Genomic DNA, 19,020 nt, shown 5'->3' with positions numbered 1-19,020 from the left:
CCGATATACTTGAGGCGTTAAGAATTGGCAGAAGCCATAGTGGTGTTGTCTTGGCTCTTGGTCGGTGCTTGATCACAAGAACGTGTCTCCCGATCAGGCTGGCCGCAGCCGCCGGGTTAGCGCCAGGCGAACGCCGGCCAGATTGAGCGCAAAAGCAGCCGCTGCGTAGGTGATGACACCCGTAACGATCGGCATAGTCAGGTCGAAGACAGCATTACCGGTCGGATGCCGACCCACGATGAAGGTCGGAACCGCCATTATGGCGGTTGCAAGGCTGACCTTGACGATCGGGCGAAGTTCGAGCGGCAAGCGATGGGCACGGTAAGACAGGAAGTAGCCCGCGATCACACCACCAATTTCGGCAATCAGCAACGCCCAGGCCGCTCCGACCAGCTGGAACCGTGGCACGAGCACAAACATGCCGATGATGTTGATCACCAGAATGATCATACCCTGCGCGCCCATCAGGCTCGGTTTCTTCGCCAGCTGAAAGCTCACATGCACGAACTGATAGGAAATGGAGCGAAACAGCCAGGCAAAGACCAGGATCGGGATCAGGGTTGCAGCGGCGTCGCGAAACTCGGCGCCAAGGATCAGGCTTGCAAAGCCTGGCGCTACCAATGCCAGACCGACGACCATCGGCATGAGAACGCTCAAGAGCACCTCAGCCGCTTCCATCAGATGCCGGTTGGTGGCCTTCTGGCCATCCTGCGTCAGCAGACGGATCGCCACTGGAATTGTTGCGGATCCGATCGCAACACCCGGAAACAGGATAATCTGCCGGACGAGATCTGCAGCCGCACCATAGACACCCGCAGAGGTCTCCCCGATATAGGTTACGATAATCATGCGGTCGAGAACCGTGTGCAGCACGAAGATGAAGGACGAGGCCGTCATCGGCAGACCAAAGCGCAGCATTTCCTTCAGCAATCCGGTATCGAACGGATGGCGCGGCCGGCGCCACACATCAGGCGCATAGATCAACAAGGTCACGAGATAGGAGCAGGCGACGCTCACGAGCAGGCCCTGCCCGCCCATGCCGAACCCCATCACGAGGCCGGCCGAAAAGATGAGCGTCAGCACAGCACGCAGGATGACCGACCACATGTAGGTGCCGGTCTGCTGACGTGAGCGGAATACCTCCTGCACGAACTCGAACAGCCCGACCATGAAGGCAACGAACACGGCAGGCACGACATAGGTCGAGGAGTCTGCGGCGATCAGCCACGTCGCGAAAATAACGAGCGGGCTGAGCAGCATCAGTCCCGCATAGGCGCACAGCGCGGTGGTGCGGACATCCTTCGATCCACCTTCGGAATCGAAACGCAGCACCGAGAATTTTATCCATCCGAACAGTAGGGTCGATATGACGCCGGCGACACCGGTGCCGACGACATAGATGCCGTATTCGTGCGGGCTCAGTATGCGGGTGAAGAGCACGACCGAGACGAACCCGAACAGGGCCGATACGGCGTTGGCAATCATGTATGTCGAGATCTGGCGAAACATCATTCGGCAGCACGCGTGAATTCGTCGATCACCTTCATCAGCGCCTTTGGTCGGCACCCGGCATCGAGCGGCAGCGGACGGTTGGGCTTGCCGTCGTCGCGCTTGAACCACATTGGCACCCAGGTATAACGATCAGTGATGCCCCAGGTCAGAATTGCACCCGGCCGCGCCACGTCAGAGATCGCTTTGAGGAAATCACGCGCTCGCGCCGCGACGATCTGGTCCCGGTCATATTCCCGGGCGGGCAGCTTGTTGTCGATCACGTCGAGTTCGGTCACCAGCACCTCGAGCTGCATTCCCTTCACTTCCTCGACGAATTTCGACAGCCCCTCCTTGTCGATTTCGATGTCGCCCGGAAGATGTCCCTGAATGCCAACAGCATGGAGCGGCACGTCGCGATCCTTCAGATCGCGCAGGAGGTCGAGCAAAGCCTGGCGCCGGTCGCGGCATTGGCGTGTCGGATTCTCAATATTGTAGTCATTGATGACGAGCTGCGCGGAGGGGTCGACGTCAGCGGCAGTGCGCAGGGCAAGCTCGATGTAGCGCTTGCCGAGCAGCTTCTGCCAGATCGAGTCACGGATCGTCGCACCGCTCTTTGGACGTTCGGCGATTGCCTCGTTGACGACATCCCAGCTTGGAATCCGCCCCCGGTAGCGCCCGACGACGGTGGTGATATGACGGACGAGTTCGCGCTCAGCTTCCGCCGTGCTCGCGATGGTCTGTGTCCATTCCGGCATGGCGCCGTACCAGGCAAGTGTGTGACCACGCATCTGCATACCGTTCTGATCGGCGAAGTCGATCAGCCGGTCAGGCTGATCGAAGACGAACTGGTCCCGACTCGGACGCAAGTCGAACCATTTCAATCCACCCTCGCCAACGACAAGCTGGCAATGGTCGACGATTGCCGCCTTGTAGTCGAATTCTGTGTCAAGGAGATCGGTGCGCACCGCCGCGCCGTAAGGAATGCCCCTTTTTTCATAGGCTGCCTTGGCAGTTGGGTTGCTTCCGACAAAGGGGTCGAGTGCGCCGGAGGATGCCAGTCCGGCACCCAATGCGCCGAGAACGAAGTCCCGCCTGCGCATAAATGGATATCCCTAGATTGCGTATAAATGAACCAGAATTCGACCGCGCACGCGGACAAGACCTTCATTCTCTCCTATTTAGTCGAGACTTGCTTCGCGCGCACGCGACAATTGAAATCGCTATTAATGGATACTTAAGGAAAATCAGGTCTCTTAACCATAAGTCTGCGCTTTCGCGCCGTGTCAATCAGAACCCGCCGCCATGTATGAAGCTGCCTCCCGACATCAGACTCCGGTCATCAGTACGCGTGGCTGGACGAGGAGCCGGGAGCAGCAGGATGATGTTGCCACGCAGCCGCGGCCGGTACTCAACATTGCCGGACCCCCTCTTCCGAAAAACAGCTCTTCCGTCTTCGAGGAGCTCTTCCAGTTCGACCTGACGCGCATCATCGATTGGTTACGCTCGGGCCTTGTCTGGATCGTTGCCCTTACCATCCTCGGCATGGTCGCCGGCTATGGCGTGGTGTTTGTGGTCAAGCCGCGCTTTACCGCCGGAATCGACCTCCTCGTCGATCCGTCAAACCTGCGGGTGGTCGCTGACGACATCTTCTCCGAAAGCATGCAGAGAGATACGCAGCTGCTCGATGTCGAGAGCAAATTGCGGGTCCTGACGTCGGGTAACGTGCTAAGCCGCGTGATCGACGACCTGAAGCTCACCGCCGATGCCGAGTTCGTTTCGCCGACCTCGAAGGATCCCGCCGGCGACGCGCTTCGCACACTAGCAAAGCGCGTCACCGCCCGCCGAGACGAGCGCTCGTTCATCGTCAACGTCGCCGTGTGGACGCAGAGCCCGACCAAATCCGTCACCATCGCCAATGCCATCGCGACCGGCTTCCAGGAAGAACTCGCCAAGGCGGAATCGGAAGGAGCCGGGCGGGCCGCGAGCTCGCTGTTTGCGCGTCTCGGAGATCTGAAGGCAGAGGTTGCCAAGGCCGAGGCCGCCGTTGAGGCGTTCAAGCGCGAACAGGGGCTGCAGTCGAGTTCGGGGGAACTCGTCAGCACGCTCATGTCAAACCAGACGAACACGCAGCTGATCGACGCCAAGGCGCGCGTCATACAGGCGCAGTCACGTTATAACGAGCTCGTTTCGACCAATCCGAAGAACCGCCTGAATGCTTCCGCGCTGCAATCGGAAACGATGACCATGCTGCGCACGCAATATTCTACGCTGCGACAACGCGTAACGTCTCAATCCGCCGTCCTCGGACCACGGCATCCAATGATCCTGTCGCTGCAGCCCCAACTCAAAGCACTGGAAGGCCAGATCGACGCCGAGACGGCACGCATTGTGCAAGCGGCCAAAGCCGAGTTCGATCAAGCAAGGTCGGCGCTTGATGCCTTGAACTCTGAGGCCAACCAGATGAAATCCTCGGTCTTCCAGGATACCACCGCGCAGATCCACCTTCGCGAACTGGAACGCGAGGCACGCGCCAAGGCCACGGTGTACGAAGCCTTCATGGCAAGGGCGGGAGAAGCCGCCGAACGCCAGCAGATCGACACCACCAATGTGCGGATCGTTTCGCAGGCAGTCGTCCCGACGGCCCGCAGCTTCCCCCCACGTGGCTATATGCTCGCCGGTGCCGGCGCCGTTGTCGGCCTCGGGCTCGGCCTTGCGATCGCAGTCCTGTCCGGGCTTTGGCGCGACTATCGTCGGCTGAGCGCAGCACAGGGCAAAGCGGATGGCTGACATCGCCAAGACTGCCAAAGGAGAGAAAAGCGCTACCTTGGCAGCCTTTCTCTTCCTGGCTATCTTCAGTTACTTCTGGGTCGGATTGAATGCGTTTCCAGATCCGAACGCCGCCAGCCTTTCCACACCCTATGGCGGTTCCTCAAACGTCCTCAATCAGTTGATCGTCATCGCCATGTCGGCCGTGGTGCTTGTGACGGTGCTGCAGAACCCGGCGCGTCACTTGCTGCTCCGCCCTTATGGCCTGCTGATCTGCCTGCTCGTTTGGCTGCTCTTGACCGGCCTCTTTGCCGGTGATCCGAGCGCCGCCTTTCGGCGCATCGTTTTTGCGATTCTCGTCTGCCTGTGCGCGAATGCGGTGCTGCTCATTCCCAGAGATGGTGAGCAGTTTGCAAAGCTCATGTGCATCGGCCTGACTTTCACGGTCGGCCTCTCCTATTTTGGCGTCATTGCGATGCCGCACCTTGCCATCCATCAAGCGACAGATGCGCTGGAGCAGTCACTTGCGGGCGACTGGCGCGGGCATTTTGGTCACAAGAACGTTGCCGCCGCCGCAATGGTCTATGCCGTTTTCTTCGGTTTTTACATCGCAACAGCGGGACACGCCCGGCTCGGTCTCATGATTGCGTTGTCCGCCGGCTTCTTTGTTCTTCATGCAGGTGGGAAGACCTCGGCTGCGATGCTTCCGGCAATCCTGCTGCTGGCCTGGATTTTTGAGCGCTGGATCAGGCTCGGAATACTGATGCTGGTCGGCGGCCTCGCGGGTTTGAACGCGATATTGCTGACCGCGGCAATCTCCCCGAGTTTCAGCAGCCTGCTTGCCTCAGCCGGGATCGATCCGACCTTCACCGACCGCGGCTCCATCTGGCGCCTTGCACTCTCGGCGATCGCCGAGCGACCGATCATCGGCTATGGCTTCCAGTCGTTCTGGCAGACCGATGCCTTGTTCAACAGCGGCCAGGCCATGACCACATGGGCAGTGACCGCCGCCAATTCCCATAACGGCTATGTCGAGCAGTTGATCAATGGTGGCATCCCGGCGCTGGCAATGGTCGTCATCTGGCTGGTGATCCTGCCCATCGGCTATGCCCGCCGAGCACTCGCCGGCCACAACGACATCGCGTTGACGCGCCTGTTTCTGCGGATCTGGCTCTTTTCGCTGTTTCTCGCCTGCCTCGAAAGCCCGTTCTTCGGCAACAGTGGACCGATCTGGTTCACGATGCTGATCGCCGTCTTTGGCCTGAGATTGCAAGCCAATGCGGGCCTCGTAGTTCACGCGCCGGCCTCCCTGGGGTCGGTTCCGGTAAGGGGCAAATGACACCTTAGAGCGCGTCCGTTGAACGCGGAGCCGGAATTTGGATGACAGGTGCTGTTTGCCGTGTGTGGGTTTTACTTTGTCATTTCGAAAAATGTCACACGCGCGTTAGGTTTAGTCGACAGATGAAGGGCGATTTTCCGCTAAGGATTTCAGCGAACCTTCCTTGATTTGGTTGACACCAACATTGTCTCGCAGGCACCCCGCAAGCGCTGTCCTGGCTGCGCTCGGTCGACCCGCTCAGCATCCATCTGAGTGCGCTGACCCTCGGCGAAATCATGCGCGGCATTGCGCTGAAACAGAAGTCGGATCCCAACGCCGCCGCTCATCTCACCGAATGGCTGCGCAAGCTGCGCCACGACCATGGCGACCGCATCCTGCCGGTGACCGGCCAGATCGCCGTCGAATGGGGCCGCATCGCCACGATCCGGCCGCGTGGTGACGTCGACGGGTTGATCGCCGCGACCGCGATCGTCCACGACCTGATCCTGATCACACGCAACGTCAAGGATTTCGAAGACACCGACGCATCTGTGATCAATCCGTGGGAGACACCGGCGTGAGCAGTTCAGTCTCGGGCTCCGATTGGATGACGCATTCTTCTGGGGTGGATGCGAGCATAAGGCATTCAGCGCCATCTATCGCAATCTGCTAGAGGATGTGCAGCTTTCAAGAGAACGCTTTGTGCTCTATTCGCATTGGTACAAGTCTCTCTGCGAAGAACAAATGATCGCCCAAGGCGGCGAGGCATATCTGCCGCAACAAGCGACAACCGTTCACCTGCAACAGAGTCCCGAAACCGAGCCCCCCCTGGCACTGAAGGCGAGCATCGGTCCCACGCGCATGATCGGCGCAACGGTCCTTGGAAAGGCACGTTAACCTCATGCTCAGCCGTCAATTGTAGAATGCTCGCCAGCCGTTTACAGCTTCACTGCCGATCGTCGGCGAAGTTGCCCTTAACGGTAACGGCAACAACCTTCTGTGCCGATTGAGGTTTGGACGATGCAAGAAAGCAAAGGATCTATTGAGGTCGTCGTCTGCATCCCGACATTCCGTCGGCCAGCATGGCTTGCACGCACGCTGACATCCTTGGCCGATCAGGTCACCGATTTCCCCTTTGCTATCGTCGTTGTCGATAACGACGCAGCCAACCCGACCGGCGCATGCTATGCCCGCGAATTTCTCGCCAAGGCAGATCGGCCATTCCTGGTTCTGACGGAAGAGCGACAGGGCAATTGCTACGCCATCAACCGTGCATTCGCCGAGGCAATGGCGGCGTTTCCGGAGGCCGAATTTCTCCTCATGATTGATGACGACGAAATGGCCCTGCCCGGCTGGCTTGCCGCGATCGTCGGTACGGCCAAACGCGAGGGCGCCGACATCGTCGGAGGACCTGTGGTCCGAGAGTTCGAAGTACCGGTGTCCGACGCTGTCACCCAGCATCTACTCTTCGGCTCGATAGAGGGCTCGACACGGGCAATCGATCAGATCCACGGCTCCGGCAACTGCCTGATCCGCCGGCGGGTATTTGCCGGTCTTGCATCGCCGCTCTTCGATGTCCGCTTCAATTTTCTCGGCGGCGGCGACATGGAATTCTTCACCAGATGCCGCAAGGCCGGCTTCAAGACCTGGTGGTGCGCAGAGGCAGTAATCCGCGAATTCGTACCGGAGGAGCGCGTATCAGCCCGCTTCCTGATGACGCGCTCGCTACGTACCGGGAGCATCAACTATGTCATCGATCGGATCCACAGCACATCGGCGACACGTGTTCTCGCAAAGAACGCTCTCAGTCTGGGCGCCGGCTGCCTGCGATCGATAGCGTTGTTCCTGCGAACCCGGCGGCTGCTGCCGGCAAGCCATCCGCTGCTGGTGTCGCTCGGCCGTACATTGGCGAGCCTCGGGTTCCTGCCGACCCCTTATCGGGCCAACAACTAGGTTGCGTTAGCCAAGAGCAACCTCGCGGATCACCTCGATTGGCGTGCGCGTATGCGACTGAATGGCAATCGTCGTCTGACCGGGCTTCAACCCATTCATGAATGCCTCCAACCCGGCCGCATCGAGAGCCGGCCCCTCCCAGTAGGTCAGGCACGGGCTTTGCGAGACACGTTCGTGCCGCTCGGCAAGTTCAGAGTCATTGGTCACCGCGACGCCATAAATCAGGTATTCTGAAAAATGCCTCATGCGGGCAAGCGCGTGCCACCAGGCAAGGCCGCTTGCCCCTTCGATGCGCTTGACGACGGTCGCTACCGTCCGCCGCTCCCACAGCACCATCTGGCTGATGAAATCATCGCCCGGCAGCGCCGGCGCGTTCAGGCCAAGGAGCCGATGGGCATTTTGCCACCAGCGAACGTGGCTTGGCCGGGACGGATTGATATCTCCCGGCGCAACATAGTGCGCGAGCTTCGGTGTTGATGCGATCACACTCAGGTCGAGCGGACGGCAGAAGCAATTGTCGGAATCGATGCACATCACCCGCTCGCTCGGTTGCGCCAGCGTCATGGCGATCTTGCGCATCTGCTGCAGGTGCCAACCATAGATGGGCAGGCGAAGGTATGGTCCCCACCAGTAGCGCCGTCCACGCCACTTTGGCAGTGACCAGAGTGATGGAAGTAGAGTGGACGAAACGATGACGTGGCGCCTTTCTCCTTCGAAGGAGGCGAAGGCTTCGGCGTCCTCATCGCCGATCACGATGTAGTGCATATCGTAGCCGCTAACGTATCGATCGATCGAGTCGCAGAGAAGACGGCAGCTCTCCAGGTCGCCACGATAGCTCGGTGTGATGAGCGAAATTGAAGAGCCCATGGGATCGTCGTTCCCGATCAACGACCTGCAGAAAGAGCCCGCAGCGAATGCCGGAGCATCGCATAGATCGCAACCGGATTGGTTGTCAGATAGCGCTTTGCCAGTCGACGCGGTTCGAGGATCATGCGATACAGCCACTCAAGGCCCATTCGCTGCATCCATTGGGGTGCGCGGCTCTTGTTTCCGGCCAGGAAGTCGAACAGGCCGCCAGAGGTCTTGATCAAACCGACATTGTGCAGCCTGTTGATGTTACGAACGACGAATTGCTGCTCCAGCGGCACGCCGAATCCGATCCAGAGGATATCCGGAGCGGCCGCATTGATTGCCTCGACGACCGCATCTTCCTCGGCACGGTCGAAGTAGCCGTTACGCCGCCCGGCAAAACGAAGCCCAGGGTAGGCCTTGGCCATATTCTCGACCGCTCGGGCATTCACCTCTTCGCTGGCGCCAAGGAAATAGAAGCTGACGCCGACCTGCACCGCGCGCTCGGCGACGGCATGCACGAGATCGGTAGTGGCAACGCGCTCCGGCAAGGGTTTGCTGGAAGAAAGCCTGGAAAAGAGCACGACTGACATGCCGTCGGCATGGATCTGGTCCGCCTGACGTGTCATCGAGCGAAAGTTGGCATCGTGCTCGCAGAGCGCGATCACCTGACCGTTCGCCGAGGTGGAGTAGAAAGGACGCCCACCGGCGCCCCTACGCTCGAGCGCCAACCGAATGAAGGCGTCCGCAGAGTCCTCCATGCCGGCCCGCACGATCGGCAGGCTTCCAAGCCGGCTCGTCGGCCATTCATTCATCGAATAACTCAGACGCGCTGACGCACTACTAGGCCTTGCCATTCACGCACCTTCGAAACAGGCATCGGTTCAAGCCCGATCAATAGCTGTTTCGACGGACGGTCGCTGTAAAACCTCACGCTATAGTTAATCCCCGCTGCACACGTGATGGTCGCAGGCGCTCCTGCTGAAGACACACCAAACATTGAACCTGAAATTGTAAGCCGACCTTTACGAAAAGGCGGTATCAACGCGGTGTGGCCGCCCGCCCGTTCAGAAGGTTCGATATGCCGAAACGTCGCTATCTCGCACTCGTCTCCGACGCCGCCCAAACCTGCGGTGTCGAGGAATTTGCGCGGCAGAGCGCAGTGCGCCTCGGTGAGCGGGCTCATCAGCATGTGTTGGACGGCGATATTCGCCGACTGACGTCAGCACTTGCTGATGTGGAGGCCGCCATCCTCAACTTTCCCGTTGTGGCCTGGAAGAGGAAGCTGGCGCAACCCGTTGTCGCAGCGCTCACCACCCGGCTGCATCGCAAGCAGCTCGTCGTGGTCCTTCACGAATGGGGCGCACTCGATTGGAAGCGCCGCCTGGTATTGGCCCCGGTGGTGATGCTCGCAACCCGGATCTTGTTTTCAGCGCCTGAAGTCGCTGCCGAATTTTCCAGAAGTCCACTGTCAGCTCTGTCAACCGGCCAGCGCGGGGTCATTCCCATCCCGCCGAATCTTGTTTTGCCGACTGCGCTGCATGACGGCTCTGTCGCCCGGACACTTGCACAACAGCGCAAGGCCGGGCGCATCATCCTTGGACAATTCGGCTCAATCTATCCCAAGAAGCAATCGACGGCCGTTCTGGAGATTGCCGCGCGCCTATTGGCACTGGGTCACGATGTCGGCGTCGTGTTCATCGGATCATTCATCCGCGGCACCGACAATGTGGAGCGCGACTTTTATGCGCTCTCAGACAAGCTTGGCATCTCGGGTCGGGTCGTCGTGACAGGCTACGTTGCCGGAGCCGAGGAACTCTTCGGTATTTTCAAGCAGGTCGACGTCTTCTGCTATCTCTTCTCGGAGGGATTGACAGCGCGTCGAGCAAGCGTGCTGGCGGCAAGCTTTTCTGGAAAGCCCGTCGTCGTCAACGGGCCGCAGCGGCGCGACGCCCTCTCCCACCATAGCCTCTTTCGCAAGCTGGTCGACGGCGGTACGTTACGCCTGGTCGACACCCATGCCGACGCAAACACCATGGCCGAGGCCGTGTTGGAAGCGAGCCAAAGTGATGTCGCATCGATCGACGCAAACGCGGAGGTCGACACCTTGTGGAGGACCGTCATCGCGGCACTTGATGACGAGCTGGCGGCCACGCGTTCCTAAGGCTCTGCGACGCTATTGCCGCCGGGACCGGGAACAATGGGTCGCGATGATCGTTGTTTGAGAAAGCGGCAGATGTGTCGCGAGGCCAGATGAAAGGACGTGGTTCGAGATGGAAATGACGGAGGGCCGCCGGATTGCGGAGGAGTATCTCCGGCTCGGCGGGAAGAGACGCGTCAAGATCGACGACAACCAGCAGACTGTTCGGGTATGGGAGGCGGATCCGCCTGCCGCAGAGCAGTTCTGGCATGATCGTGTAGAGGGTTTGGAAGCACGCCGCCGCAGAGAGGTCGAGTTCTTCCTACCGTCGATCAACTCCCCGTAACCCAAGTGGGGAGGCAGAAGGCGACTTCATGGTGGCCTGGACAATCGAGCCCGGCCGGCACAGTAAGGTATTCGCGCAGCTCGTAACGTCGCCGCGGCGGCGAAGCTGACATTCTTGCCTGCTGCGCGCAGCTTACAGGTCAGTTCCGAGACGGATTGCCGGCCCGCAATCGGCTAGGCTTCTGGGGGCTTAAGAAGAAAGCCTATCAAGCTCATAGAGCTGGTCCATGCTCAATGTCGCGATCTCGGCAAAAGATGTCTGGTTCTTGACGCGGCCACCATGAAGTATGACGACTTCGTCGCAAAACGAGATGGTGCTGCGGTGATGGCTGATAACGATTGTCGTGCGGCGACCGGCTCTTGATTTCAAGGTTTCGACAATCGCTGCCTCCGACAGTCCGTCCATGGCATTCGTGGCCTCGTCCAAAATGAGGATTTCCGGATCGCGCACCAGCGCCCTTGCAAGCGCAATGCGCTGTCGTTGACCTGCCGAAACGGTGGCTCCCCTGTAGCCAACGACGGTCTCGTATCCATCAGGTAGCTTGTCGATGAACTCGTGCGCCTCGGCAAGTTTGGCTGCGTTCATGGCCTCGGCAAGCGAAGCACTGTGGCCATAGGTAATGTTTTCCAAAATAGTACCATCAATCAGCTCAAGGTCCTGGCTGGCGAGCGCAATTTGTCTTCGCCACTGAACAGGATCGACATGATTAAGTGGGATGTCGTCGACCAGAATGTTCCCCTCATCGGGCTCAACAAATCGACACAGAAGATTGACGATTGTCGTTTTTCCGGCTCCCGATCGCCCAATTATTGCCGTCGAACGGCCTTTGTGAATGTCGAAGGTCGCGGCGCGCAGCACGACGGGTCGCGAGCCAGAGCCCGGATACTTGAAAGTCACGCCCTCGAACTTGATGTGCTGGCGAAGTCCCTGTACTGGACCATCGCCCTCCGGCGCCTTTGGCTTGTCAGAGGAATCCAGGAGCCATCTGACCTCTTCCAAAGAACCGCTCCAGCCTTGCACCGCGCTCCAAGCCATTTGAAGTGCACGCACATGGGGTTGCAGCCGATAAAGCAAGACTACGAAAGCCACGACAATCGGAAAACTTACGCCCCAAAGCCAGGCGCTGATGACAACAGTCAAAAAGAGAGCTGAATGCAACACCTCTGTCAGTGGTGGCAATACTGCCTGGCGGGACTGCAGAACGAAGCCCGCCTTTCTAACTGCATCTGAAGAGGAATCGAAGATTGCCTGCTCGCGCTGTTCTTGCCCGAAGGCGCGGATGAGGCGCCCGGCGTGCACCAGATGGAGCATCTTGGCAGCGAGTTCGCTGTTGAACGACGTGACGTTGCGGCTCGGGCCTTTGAGGCTGGCGGAGAGCAGCGCGTGAAGAGCCTGGATCAGCACGAGCCCGAGAGCAACGCCAAGTGTCATCTGCCATGAAAGAAGCAAGAGAAAAGCGAGCAGAATGACGACGGCCGATGCGTTTACGATCGTCGCAAGGGTGGTCTGTATTGCATCTGAAGCCCGCCAGGATTCGTTGGAGATGATATTGAGCAGCCGCCCAGGGCTTTCCTGAAGGAAGAATGGGAATCCGATCGTTAGAAGCTGGCTGGCAAGAGAACTTCGCATGGCATGGCCGGCTCTGCCGTAGATCATATTGGTGAGCACGGCGTTTGCGAACGCCAGCACATTCTTTAAGGTGATCAATCCGAGGATCGCGGCGGCAATCGCAATCAACCTTGCCCTGTCGTCCAACCCGGCGCCCACTTGTTGGAAGACCGCTGAGAGCCCGGCCATTCCCGACGGCTCCCTCTCGCCCGCGATGATGCCGAGCATCGGGATAATGAGACCAATGCCGGTGCCTTCGAGGACAGCCGTGCTTAGTCCCAAAACGACGACAACCGCAAGCAGGCCGATCTGCCGGCCGAGCGCCTGACGCAATAACCGAAAACTCAACGTCACGAATTCTAGCATGGTGGCTGTGACCTCACCGAGTGATGGGCGCGTACGCGCGCGAATTCGCGATATTCTCCAGCCATCATGCGAGCCCCTGAAGCGGCTCTACGGTTCTGGCTGGCACCGACTGATAGTACCGCGCCATGAGATCCATGCGCCGGGTCGCGCCGTCTGAAAAACGGCACAGCCACGGTGCATAAGTGGCGGAACGAAGGCCGTATCGCTCCCGACGCCGGATGAGCTGCCACTTTCCCGTTAGCGTGAGAAATGCATGTGTGAGCTCCGGTCGTTGCTCGTCAATGATGAGTTGATACAGGAAATAGAAAAAACACAAGGTTCCGTGCGCATAGCTCAAGGATGCCCGGCCTGCTTGCTCGGCGATTTTTCTTTCGATCGTGAGAATGCAAGTGGCAGCACGGCGCACCGTCTCAGGGGTCACTGCCACCCCAATGTCATAAAGGGCGCCGGAATCGTCGCAAAGAGACTGCCGTTGGAGGTTCTCGGCGACGATCTTCAGGTGGGTTTGGCGCATTTGCCGCTTGTGCCTGCTTGAAACGCTGTCGCTGTGGATACGATAGGCGACCAGGCTCTCATCGATCATTGCGGCTGGAAATTGTCGCGCAATGCGTCCGAAGAGATCGAAATCCTCGGCATGCACATAGCCTGCGTCATACACCAGCATGTCTTCGGGAATGACGTTGCGGTTATACATCACCGTCGAGTGCAGGAAGATGGTGAAGAACATCGACAATATGTGCCAATCGCCAGTCTGATAGATCGGATTTGGCCGACCGCGGACCACCCGATTGCCAAGAAGCTGGTCGATGCCGGTGCCACTGATTGCGAGTTGAGGCTGCTGGGCGAAGAGGCCGACCTGGCGGGAGAAACGGGATGGGTAGGAAATATCGTCCGCGTCCATTCTGGCGATAAGATCGCCTTTCGCCAAGGCGATGCCCTCGTTCAAAGTCGCAATCAGTCCACGATTTTCCCGCGAGACGATACGGATGCGATCATCGGCATTTCGATACCGTTGGAGGATCTCCAGCGAGCCATCGGTCGACCCGTCGTCAAGCGCGATGATTTCAAAGCGCCTGTAATCCTGGCGTAGAATGCTTTCGAGTGCGGCGGCAACGTGGGGTTCGCCGTTATAGACCGGCAGCACGACGGAGATCAGCGGAATAGACATCCTTCAGCTCCCACGTTCATCGCGGTTGGCATAGCTTGGGCGGTAGGCTGAAGCATCACGCTCCCGCTCGTCGGCCTGGCTTCGCCGCATCGACGGTGACACGCGGGTCCTTGCGGAGCTGACATAAGGGAAGTAGCGTTTGAGCTGGTTGAGCGGTTTCTCGAATGCCAGCCAGGAAATTGAAGCCAGCATCAATGTAGCTGTGGTTGCAATCACAAAGCGGCCGAGGCCCTGCTCTGAGACGTTGGCCGGGATCCAGGGCTGAGCCTTGACGACCAGCGACAGCACAACGGGATGAAAAAGGTAAACGCCGTAACTCATACGTCCGACGGCAGTCATCGACGGGCGCTCCAAGAAGCGGCCAAATGCTCCGCGCACGCCAGAGGAACAGCATCCGACCAGCACGACGAGTGGTATGACGGGGAAAACCTCCGCACCGATCCACGTCAACCATTCCACGACGGGTGCCATGGGGACTGACTTCAACCACAGGACGATCGTGGCGGCGGCCGTCAAAGGGACAATGCTCAGCCCGATCCATGCCGGCCAACACTCAGTTCTTCTTCGATGGACGGCCAGAAGGGCGCCGGCCACGAGCGCATCCACCGACGCCGGAGGAAGAAGGTCACGCGCAAGAGACGGTGTACCTGTAAATGGCCAATAGAAGCGGTAAGTCAGCGAGAAAGCTATGACAGCGACGCAAATCGGTGCAATCAACCGGCGCGGAGCCAGCAGGATGACCAACGGCCAGGCGATATAGAACTGTTCCTCGATGCTCAAGCTCCAGGTGTGACACAAGACCCAGGGCGTCCACTCGTTGCGAAGGGCATACCAGACGTTCGATAGATACAGCGCATGCCACTTGATGCTGCCCCGAGCCCCTTCAAGGTTGACAAACCAGATGAAGCCCAACATCGCGAAGTAAGGCGGAAATATGCGTAGCGCGCGGCGGAGGTAGAATGCTTTCAGCGCAGCGCCGGACTGATAGCCGACGGAAAAACGCGCATCTAACAGGAGCCGCGTGATCAGGAAGCCGCTAAGGACAAAGAACAACCGTACGCCGAGATGACCCAGAACCGATCCATCGACCGCGAAAAAATGGTGGTAGAGGACCATTGAGACGGCGACAGCCCTTAGTCCGTCCAGTTGCCGGTCGCGTGCAAGAGACATGGATCCCCTCAGCCTACTGGGACACACTCCTTGCAGAGCATTTCCCGATGGCATCCTTGCAGCCGGTTCTGCTGCTGATTGTTCCGTCCCGGACGGGACGCCTGAAGTATCGACGCAGGCACGAAAAATTCTGGTGGAATCGGGCCAAACTGTGACCTTGGCGCGCGATCAGACTTTAGTCCGATGCCGCGCCAAGAGCGGGCAAACATTTTTGAGCGCTCTATGGCGGGCAGGACGACATTCTTCTGGTCATGGGCTCCCTCTCATGCAGGCGGTGCAAGACGTGATCTAAAATGCAATGAGAGTGTGCCTGACAATGGCAGGCGAGTTCCCGATATCGCACCAGAAAGCAGGCTGGCGACTGACTATCACTCCCATGCACAACATCAGACTCCGTTTCAGGACAACCGCGGTTGTGGAATACCGCCAGACCAAAAACATGAGCTTCCTGAACTGTTTATACCATCGTGAAGCCGGTAGCAGAGACCAAGTTTACTACCATCCCTTGTCGGAAACTTCACTCGTCCTAACTTAGGAGCGGTACTGTTGAGGCAAAATTGGTTGGTCCCTTCGTCGCTGCCGAGGTCGGATATCAAAATGTTATGGAACCATCGTGTAGTCCGAATCACAGTCGGTCTCGTTCTGTTGGTGCTTGCCGCGATTGTTTTTTTACCTGGCCTAACGGGGGTCACCAGTCTTGATGGGACGGTCAACGCGCGTTTTGCCACAGTAAATGCGCCAATCGACGGTGCGATTGCGGAAGCGCCAGCGAGAGTGGGCGTCCCAGTGGTTGAAGGACAGCCCCTTCTCAGGATTGTTAACGCCCGAGTGAATCGAGCAACTCTCGCCTCGCTCCGGGCCGAGCACAATGCGGCTCTTGACCGCGCTGCGGCGCTCAGACGGGAGCGCGACGAGCTGATTGCACTTCGCCAGCAACTGTCTACACGATTAGAAGTCTATAAGAGGACCGCGGTCGCCAATCTTGAACGCGAAGTTGAAATCTTACGCAAGCGGGTTGCGGTTTCCCAAGCACAGGATCTTGTTGCGCAAGTCGATCTCGACCGACGACTGACGCTCGAATCGAAGGGTATTTTGACGAAAAAGCTCGTCGAATCGGCCCGGGCGGCCGGAGCAGCCACAGGTGGGGAAGTCGAAATCAGCAACCTGACTGTTGAGCAGCTGGAACAGAAGCTCGATGCCGTCCGGCAGGGCATATTTATCGGCGACGGACAAAACGATGTCCCTTATTCCCGGCAGCGTGAGGACGAAGTGCTCGTTCGGATTAATGATCTCAATACGCGCGTAGCGGAAAACGAAACACGCGCAATCGAAGTCGAAAAGCAGATCGCCGAAGAAAGCAACCGGGTTGACAGCCTGGCGTCGGCAACCGTCTTTGCTCCATTCGATGGGGTCGTATGGAGTAGCAACATCGTGAATGGCTCGAACGTCCTTTTGAATAATGAGCTAATGCGCGTCCTCGATTGCCGCGAGTTATTCGTGGATATTCTCGTACCCGAGGTCGACTATGACGAAATTTATGCTGGTCGGGCTGCCGAGGTGCGACTTTTCGGGCGCGGCGACGTCTTCAAGGCCGTGGTCCTGTCAGTCAGAGGCAGTTCTGCGATTATCGAGAAAGACGCCTTTGCGGCCAATCAGCCTGTGACGACGGCGCGTAGCGCTCGTATCCGGCTTAGTCTTGCTGCCTCCACCCTCAATACCGATTTTGCGAATTTCTGTCAGGTTGGACGCTCGGTGCAGGTGCGCCTGTCTAAGCACAATGTCGGTTTCAAAAAATGGATCGAAAGCCTGTGGTTCAGCATCTCGTAGCGCTGGCGCCGACCTTTCTCGTCCTTGCCTTCTTTTTTCTTGGACCTTTCAATTGGTCGCGTTCCCACACCTGGGCTCGGACAATTACGTGTGCTTTCGTGGCCGCGGTCGCACTGCGCTACATGGTGTGGCGATTGGTCGAAACCGTCCTTCCCTTTCCGAATGATGATCCAGGTTTTTACTGGGTCTGGTTCCTGTTCGTCGTCGAAATTCTGGCCGTTTTTGAGGTCGTGCTGTTTCTGATATTGATGAGCCGAAGCGTCGATCGCAGCGCCGAAGTCGACAGGCTCGCGCAGGCTTTCTTCGACCGGGACGAAGATGAGCTCCCAACGGTCGATATATTTATCCCCACCTACAACGAACCCCTCGATGTGCTGGAAAGGACCATTATCGGAGCACTATCGCTCGACTATCCGGCCCACAAGGTAAAGGTTTTTGTCCTCGATGATCAGCGTCGGGACTGGCTCAAGGCCTATTGCGAAGCAAGGGGAGCAATCCACGTCACGAGACCCGACAACACCCATGCCAAAGCGGGCAATATGAACAACGGTCTGAAGGTGAGCTCGGGCGACTTTATTGCAATCTTTGATGCGGACTTCGTGCCCTACCGGCATTTCCTGCGCCGGACGCTACCTTTCTTTTCCGATGAAAGCATTGGGATCGTCCAAACACCGCAGCATTTCTTCAATACCGATCCAGTCCAGTCAAACCTCGGCCTGGAAAACATCTGGCCGGATGAGCAGCGACTGTTCTTCGACGAAATCGCGCCAAGCAGAGATGTCTGGGACGTAAGCTTCTGTTGCGGATCGTGTTCGATCGCGCGACGCAAGGCAATCGACGTGATCGGCGGCTTTCCCACCGAGTCCATCACTGAAGACCTGTTGACCACGCTTGCCATGCTCAACAGGGGTTACAAGACACGCTACTTGAACGAGCGGTTGTCGATGGGGTTGGCGGCGGAGAACCTGACCGGCTATTTCGTGCAGCGTGAGCGGTGGTGCCGGGGCGGCATTCAGACGCTCTATCTGCACAACGGGCCCTTGCGCGGACCAGGTTTGTCGCTCTTTCAGCGGGTCATGTTCCTGCCCATTTCGTGGCTGGTACAATATTTGGTCCGATTCACCATATTGGTCGTTCCGATAGTCTATCTATGGTTCGGCGTGCTGCCGCTCTACTTCACCAGTGCGACTGACTATGTGTCCCACCAGGTGCCGCTGCTGGCCGCCTATTTTCTCTTGATGCTCTGGATAACACCGACGCGATATTTGCCGCTGATCTCAAGCGCGGTCGGTGCCTTCGCCACGTTTCGTATGCTGCCAACTGTTATTTCGAGCGTGGTGCGTCCGTTCGGCAAGCCGTTCAGGGTCACCCCGAAGGGTAGCGGCAACGAAGTTGGTGGATTCGACGGATACAGTTTGGCCTGGATCGCCAGTTTGATCGCGATCACGGCACTTGGCTTGCTCATCAACGTCGTGCCGGAGACCTCGTACGTCACGGGGCAGTTCTCGCCGGTCGCTGCTTGCTGGTCGGGGATCAACATTCTCGTGCTCGCCATTGCATCCCTGATCTGCTTCGAAAAGCCTCGACGACTATTCCACGCCTTTAAACTTGACGAGCCTGCAAATGTGGACGGCATTTCCGGTCGCGTCGTCAGTCTTGCGTTGGACAAGGCTGTCGTCACCGTACCGGCAGGAACCCGTTTGCAGTCAAAAACAGTGACACTGTCTCTTGATGGCTTTGAGCCCTTTGACGCCGAACTAACGCAGGTCACTCAGCGGCGCAGAAGCATAAGCCGTACCGGCGACAAGCAGTCCTATTACCTGCATCTCCATTTCGAGCTGGACGGGCAAGCGCGTGACGAACTGATCGTAAAACTCTATACCGGTCGTTATTCACAGGATGTGCCCGACATCGATAAGGTCGCTGTGTCGGTCAATCTTTTTTTGCGTACGTTCGGGCGAACACGCGGTTTATAGCTGAATTTCATTATGCGGAACTCCACCCTTCGGCCATTGGGT

15 protein-coding genes and 1 pseudogene are annotated in these 19,020 nt (G+C 58.3%); 9 read left to right on the top strand and 7 right to left on the bottom strand.

Annotation, left to right across the window (positions count from 1 at the left end):
- Positions 1-93: 93 nt before the first annotated feature.
- Both FHX09_RS00935 and FHX09_RS00930 read right to left on the bottom strand, forming a co-directional pair.
- Complete coding sequence (locus tag FHX09_RS00935; protein WP_132588045.1) at positions 94-1,512, bottom strand: oligosaccharide flippase family protein; 1,419 nt, start codon at positions 1,510-1,512, stop codon at positions 94-96.
- A complete protein-coding gene (locus FHX09_RS00930) occupies positions 1,509-2,591 on the bottom strand; it encodes an endo-1,4-beta-xylanase (RefSeq protein ID WP_184449055.1) in 1,083 nt (360 codons plus the stop codon). Before FHX09_RS00930 ends, FHX09_RS00935 begins: the two co-directional genes overlap by 4 nt.
- A 202-nt stretch (positions 2,592-2,793) precedes the next feature.
- On the opposite strand from FHX09_RS00930, the gene FHX09_RS00925 reads away from it, so the two are divergent.
- The 5 genes and pseudogenes from FHX09_RS00925 to FHX09_RS00905 all read left to right on the top strand — a co-directional run bounded on the left by FHX09_RS00925 (position 2,794) and on the right by FHX09_RS00905 (position 7,528).
- A complete protein-coding gene (locus tag FHX09_RS00925; protein WP_184449054.1) occupies positions 2,794-4,278 on the top strand; it encodes a GumC family protein in 1,485 nt (494 codons plus the stop codon).
- The gene (locus FHX09_RS00920) at positions 4,271-5,596 is read left to right on the top strand and encodes an O-antigen ligase (protein WP_184449053.1); all 1,326 of its coding nucleotides are present in this window, start codon (positions 4,271-4,273) and stop codon (positions 5,594-5,596) included. Before FHX09_RS00925 ends, FHX09_RS00920 begins: the two co-directional genes overlap by 8 nt.
- 168 nt (positions 5,597-5,764) lie before the next feature.
- Positions 5,765-6,156 (top strand): annotated as a pseudogene (locus FHX09_RS00915) (type II toxin-antitoxin system VapC family toxin).
- 22 nt (positions 6,157-6,178) lie between these two features.
- Positions 6,179-6,472, top strand: a complete 294-nt coding sequence (locus FHX09_RS00910) for a hypothetical protein (protein WP_184449052.1) — start codon at positions 6,179-6,181, stop codon at positions 6,470-6,472.
- 123 nt (positions 6,473-6,595) lie between these two features.
- On the top strand, positions 6,596-7,528 hold the full coding sequence (locus FHX09_RS00905; protein ID WP_132588050.1) for a glycosyltransferase family 2 protein: 933 nt from the start codon (positions 6,596-6,598) through the stop codon (positions 7,526-7,528).
- Positions 7,529-7,534: 6 nt separating this feature from the next.
- On the opposite strand, the gene FHX09_RS00900 is transcribed toward FHX09_RS00905, so the two are convergent.
- Both FHX09_RS00900 and FHX09_RS00895 read right to left on the bottom strand, forming a co-directional pair.
- A complete protein-coding gene (locus tag FHX09_RS00900) occupies positions 7,535-8,395 on the bottom strand; it encodes a DUF6492 family protein (RefSeq protein ID WP_132588051.1) in 861 nt (286 codons plus the stop codon).
- Positions 8,396-8,412: 17 nt separating this feature from the next.
- Positions 8,413-9,192 (bottom strand): WecB/TagA/CpsF family glycosyltransferase, encoded by a 780-nt coding sequence (locus FHX09_RS00895; protein WP_184449051.1) that lies wholly within the window; start codon positions 9,190-9,192, stop codon positions 8,413-8,415.
- A 266-nt stretch (positions 9,193-9,458) separates the two neighbouring features.
- On the opposite strand from FHX09_RS00895, the gene FHX09_RS00890 reads away from it, so the two are divergent.
- The gene (locus tag FHX09_RS00890) at positions 9,459-10,541 is read left to right on the top strand and encodes a glycosyltransferase (protein WP_184449050.1); all 1,083 of its coding nucleotides are present in this window, start codon (positions 9,459-9,461) and stop codon (positions 10,539-10,541) included.
- 109 nt (positions 10,542-10,650) lie between these two features.
- Positions 10,651-10,863: a hypothetical protein gene (locus tag FHX09_RS00885; RefSeq protein ID WP_037084232.1), complete on the top strand. Its 213-nt coding sequence runs from the start codon at positions 10,651-10,653 to the stop codon at positions 10,861-10,863.
- A 189-nt stretch (positions 10,864-11,052) separates the two neighbouring features.
- Here FHX09_RS00885 and FHX09_RS00880 read toward each other — a convergent pair whose 3' ends face one another.
- From FHX09_RS00880 to FHX09_RS00870, 3 genes are all read right to left on the bottom strand, one after another.
- The gene (locus tag FHX09_RS00880) at positions 11,053-12,837 is read right to left on the bottom strand and encodes an ABC transporter ATP-binding protein (RefSeq protein WP_184449048.1); all 1,785 of its coding nucleotides are present in this window, start codon (positions 12,835-12,837) and stop codon (positions 11,053-11,055) included.
- Between the two features lie 64 nt (positions 12,838-12,901).
- On the bottom strand, positions 12,902-14,005 hold the full coding sequence (locus FHX09_RS00875; RefSeq protein ID WP_184449046.1) for a glycosyltransferase: 1,104 nt from the start codon (positions 14,003-14,005) through the stop codon (positions 12,902-12,904).
- A 3-nt stretch (positions 14,006-14,008) separates the two neighbouring features.
- Positions 14,009-15,175: an acyltransferase gene (locus FHX09_RS00870; RefSeq protein ID WP_184449044.1), complete on the bottom strand. Its 1,167-nt coding sequence runs from the start codon at positions 15,173-15,175 to the stop codon at positions 14,009-14,011.
- A gap of 597 nt (positions 15,176-15,772) precedes the next feature.
- Here FHX09_RS00870 and FHX09_RS00865 point away from each other — a divergent pair.
- On the top strand, positions 15,773-17,002 hold the full coding sequence (locus FHX09_RS00865; RefSeq protein ID WP_184449042.1) for an HlyD family efflux transporter periplasmic adaptor subunit: 1,230 nt from the start codon (positions 15,773-15,775) through the stop codon (positions 17,000-17,002).
- Positions 16,984-18,978, top strand: a complete 1,995-nt coding sequence (locus FHX09_RS00860; protein WP_184449040.1) for a glycosyltransferase — start codon at positions 16,984-16,986, stop codon at positions 18,976-18,978. Before FHX09_RS00865 ends, FHX09_RS00860 begins: the two co-directional genes overlap by 19 nt.
- Positions 18,979-19,020: the final 42 nt, after the last annotated feature.

The sequence above is a fragment of the Rhizobium sp. BK538 genome (genome assembly GCF_014197575.1).
Classification (GTDB): Bacteria; Pseudomonadota; Alphaproteobacteria; order Rhizobiales; family Rhizobiaceae; genus Rhizobium.
Note: the sequence above shows the minus strand (reverse complement) of the source record. Positions and strands in the feature narration are given on the sequence as shown.